Source organism: Deltaproteobacteria bacterium (assembly GCA_018668695.1).
Taxonomy (GTDB): domain Bacteria; phylum Myxococcota; class XYA12-FULL-58-9; order XYA12-FULL-58-9; family JABJBS01; genus JABJBS01.
This window is the reverse complement of the sequence record JABJBS010000240.1, coordinates 1-3,909: the sequence shown is the minus strand read 5'-3', so window position 1 is coordinate 3,909 and position 3,909 is coordinate 1. Positions and strand designations below refer to the sequence as shown.

Here is a 3,909-nt window from a genome sequence, read left to right as displayed (position 1 = left end):
GAGAGGTTCTCGACCAGCAACTCCCCGTTACCAGAACCGCGCCAGGCCTCACCATCCACATGCCCGCCGATGTTGGTGACAAGCGTGCTGACGCGATACTCGACGACCACCTCTTTCATCTAGACAGACTCCACCAAAAGCTGGGTATGAAAGAGTTCCCACCGATTCACAGTTACGTTTACACCAACGCAGCGATGAAAGGTTCCCTCCTGGGTGGTCATAACACCATGTTTGCAAAGCCCTGGCTTGGGGAGATTCACATTCATGATCTCAAAGTTCCTCACGACATTGTTGCCCACGAGCTGGTTCATGCGGTTGCGGCGCCTCTTGGAACATCTATTCTAAAGATTACCACACGTCATGGAATCATTCCTAATATGGGACTCATCGAAGGTTTCGCGGAAGCCTTTACCACATCGCGAGGCAAACTGGGGCTCCATGAATTTGCCCGCTCTATGCGAGACTTAAAACTTACGCCTCAATTGGAAAATCTTCTCAGTGCAGAAGACTTCTGGAGACAAGCTCCGGCCCGTGCTTACACCGTTGTAGGGTCATTCATACGATATCTATTGGAGCAATATGGTGCAGAATCGGTAAAAAAACTCTACGCTAACGCAGATTTCGTGGGCGTCTTTGGCAAAGACCTCATTGCCTTGGTGAAAGAATGGAACGCCTTTTTAGATACGGTCCAGGTACCAGAGAGCGGTCACCGAACTGCTCGCGCTGCCTTCCATAGGCCCGCTATTTTTAAACGACCCTGCGCCCACGTTGTGGCTGAACTCAGAAAAGAGCTTCGGCGAGCAAGTCCCGAAAAAGCTCTGAGTTTGCACCAGAAGATTTGTGACTTTGAAGGACAAACACCTTCTGCGAGGCTAGCACTGGCTTTTGCCTTCAAGCGCGCCGGTAACCTCAACGAGTTTCTGACCATAAGCAACGCTCTCATCGAAGAGCGCACCCTACGTCCCTACCAAAAAAATCGGCTCTACGAACAACTCGGTAACGTCTACTGGAATCAAGGAAAGGTGGAGGAAGCGACTCAAGCTTTTAAGACTTCTCTTGAACTTGGAGTTGACCTCCAAAGCCAGCGTGCTCAATGGATTAAACTCGATGCCATGCAAAGGCCACTGGACCAAGCCAAACCTCTCATGCGATATCTCGCCGGTAAGATGAAACAAAAAGAGGCCGCCACTTGGCTTCAAGAACAGACGGTTGCACATCCAGACGACACGACTCTTAATTATCTCTATGGTCGTAATCTCTTCAATCGCCAAAAATTCCCCGAAGCCATAGCCACGCTCCTGAAAATGCCACACCCATTCGCGCTCATCCAAGCCGAGATCCATCGTGTGAGCGCAGCCGCTGGCTGGCACTCGCGCAATTTTGAACTGGCTAAAACTCAGTACCAAAAATTTCAGGAGGTCGCTCCAAACTCCGGTGAATTTGAGCGCGCAACACAGTGGCTGGAACGTATTTTTTGGAAGCAAAATCAGGAAATTAGAGGTAGTGACTGATTCAGGCTGTAACCCGTTGAGCTTCTCTGCTAAATATTTGTTTGTAAGTACGGTGATGGAGTAATCAAAATGAACATAAAATTTATACTGACTTTAAGTCTCTGTATGGCGCTTCCCATCAGTGCATTGTCAAAAACACGGGTCATGTTTTCTCCGCTGCGAGCCCAAGGCGTAGAAGAGTCGCTTGCCAAAACACTTACAGATCTCGTGATATTCGAACTCTCCCGAGCCAATGTAGCCGACATCGTCAGCGACAATGACCTCACAGCAGCCCTTGACCATCAGGCCAAACAAAACTTGTTGGGATGCGATGAAAACTGCATGGTCAATTTAGCCAAGCAACTCGAGTGTACCCATATTGTTCATGGGTCAATCGGCAAGCTGGGACCAAGTATGGTTCTGAACATAACGATTTTGGACATATCCGACTCCAGTGTTTTGGGAAGACAAAGTCAGATCCTGCAAGGCTCAGGACAGCAGTGGCTCCCAGCCATCCAGCTCACAGCCAATCAAATTCTTCAAACACTCACAGGACCGGCACCGGGAGGCGAGACAAAGAACCAAGAGCTTATCGCCTCTCTAGAGAGCCTACGCATAGCACAGCGACCTAAAAGGTGGAATCTCACACTGAGTACGGGCATCGGTTATATGTTTTCAGGGCTTGAGGGAGCCGGCCTAACCAAGCCTCTATTTATGGGGCAACTTAGCTTCGACTACAGTCTGGAAAATTGGTTTTTACTCGGTTTCGAAACCACCTTCGTCCTTAATCAGGGACAGACTCAATCTGCTGATAACCTCACCAATATCGATGTTCTTCTACGAGGCTATTACGGCTCCATCCGTGCCATCTTTAGAAAGAGCACAGGCCTCTGGATGCCCTACGGTGGCATGAGCCTCGGCTTTGGATACATCAAGATATCAGACGACCGAGATGGTTCAGGAAATAATACAAGTGTGCTCGGCGGCAGCCGCACTGGACGCGGAAATGCAGGTTTCTTATTTAGAGGATTTACCGGAAGCCAATTTATGATCTCCAACGACTTTCTCATCGATGTTCAACTGATGATTTTTCAACATATCAACAGCCAATCATTCGAAGTTACAGATCCTGAATCAGATACAGAACCACTGTATCAGGGAAGCTGGGACAAGATTCGCGGAGCGGTACTCTTTATCGGGGTGTCGTGGCAGAGCTAACGAAAGAGCCGCCAGCGCAGCGCTTAGGAACGATTTAACAACTTACGAACATAAGTCGGCAAAGCAAAGGCTGCCATATGCATTTCGTCGTTGTAGTAATTCAAGTCGTTTGATTTCTGAAAATTCATAATACGTTCGACATTGATATCCGACCGAGGGTGCAAGCCACCCTTTGAGCAAAATGCTAAACTCCACGTGCCCGGCATATAGGTCGGCACGTGAATCATCATGCAATGAACGTTTTCTTCACCGAAAATCTTATCGAAGAATGTATAAATTTCTTGAAAAATAGGGACCCGAATACGCGGTGATTCACTTTGCACCATCAGGATACCCTTCTCTGCGAGCATGCTGTGGGCTTTGCGATAAAAGCTCTCAGTGAAAAGTCCTTCACTCGGCCCTAAAGGGTCCGTGGAATCGATAATAATAATATCGAAGGATTCAGGTTCACCTTTTTGAACATAATCAATGCCATCGCCAACAATGAGATTCACTTTCTCATGGTCGAGGCCACAGGCCGTTTGTGGAAGCCACTTGCGACACTGTTCAATAACCACATTGTCGATCTCAACGAGAACAATTTCTTCAACCTCTGGGTGACGTGCCATTTCGCGAACAGTTCCGCCGTCGCCCCCGCCAATCACAAGAACACGCTTTGGGTTCGGATGGGTAAGCGCTGCAGGATGGGTGATCATCTCATGGTAGACATGCTCGTCTTGCTCGGTAAGCATCACACAATCGTCTAGAGTAAGAACACGTCCATACTCATAACTATCGAATATTTTGACGTCTTGAAAATCAGAGCGTTCATGAAAAAGCATCTCACCTTTTTGCCGAAGCGAGAGCGCTAAATTTTTGTCGATCTCTGAAAACCACTGATTTTTGAGGCCTAAGGATTCCATCCAATTTACCTTAACGTTGTCTAAAACGTGTACCTTATGAAAAATTAACCACTTACCCGTGAGGAACGGACCAGGCGAACCGCTACGCTGGCTTGCAAACGTAAACGTACATTCTCTACTGCTCGAAGAACCCGGCTCTTCTCGGCAAGAAGGTCATCACGAACGGTCTCTTGCCGATGCATCGCATCACGCAGTTCCCCTTCACCCGCTTCGCTATTTTCCAAACGATTTTTCTCTCGGCGCTGCATACGCTCAAGGTGCTTAAACCGCTTGTCGAAAGCACTCTCTGCCAACGCCGT

4 protein-coding genes are annotated in these 3,909 nt (G+C 48.3%); 2 read left to right on the top strand and 2 right to left on the bottom strand.

Annotated elements, in window-relative coordinates; all coding sequences use genetic code 11:
* Together HOK28_12870 and HOK28_12865 are read left to right on the top strand one after the other, a co-directional pair.
* Positions 1–1,511 (top strand): hypothetical protein (locus HOK28_12870; protein MBT6433985.1); only part of this gene is annotated, 1,511 nt, incomplete at its 5' end.
* A gap of 69 nt (positions 1,512–1,580) precedes the next feature.
* Complete coding sequence (locus HOK28_12865; GenBank protein ID MBT6433984.1) at positions 1,581–2,708, top strand: hypothetical protein; 1,128 nt, start codon at positions 1,581–1,583, stop codon at positions 2,706–2,708.
* Between the two features lie 23 nt (positions 2,709–2,731).
* Here HOK28_12865 and speE read toward each other — a convergent pair whose 3' ends face one another.
* Positions 2,732–3,610 (bottom strand): polyamine aminopropyltransferase, encoded by an 879-nt coding sequence (gene speE / locus HOK28_12860; protein ID MBT6433983.1) that lies wholly within the window; start codon positions 3,608–3,610, stop codon positions 2,732–2,734.
* A gap of 44 nt (positions 3,611–3,654) precedes the next feature.
* The coding region (locus tag HOK28_12855) for a hypothetical protein (protein MBT6433982.1) at positions 3,655–3,909 on the bottom strand (255 nt) is incomplete at its 5' end.

Bases quoted from the DNA above. Each gene is read 5' to 3' on its own strand.
- HOK28_12865 (MBT6433984.1), top strand. From the start codon at position 1,581: ATGAACATAAAATTTATACTGACTTTAAGTCTCTGTATGGCGCTTCCC.
- speE (MBT6433983.1), bottom strand. From the start codon at position 3,610: ATGGAATCCTTAGGCCTCAAAAATCAGTGGTTTTCAGAGATCGACAAA.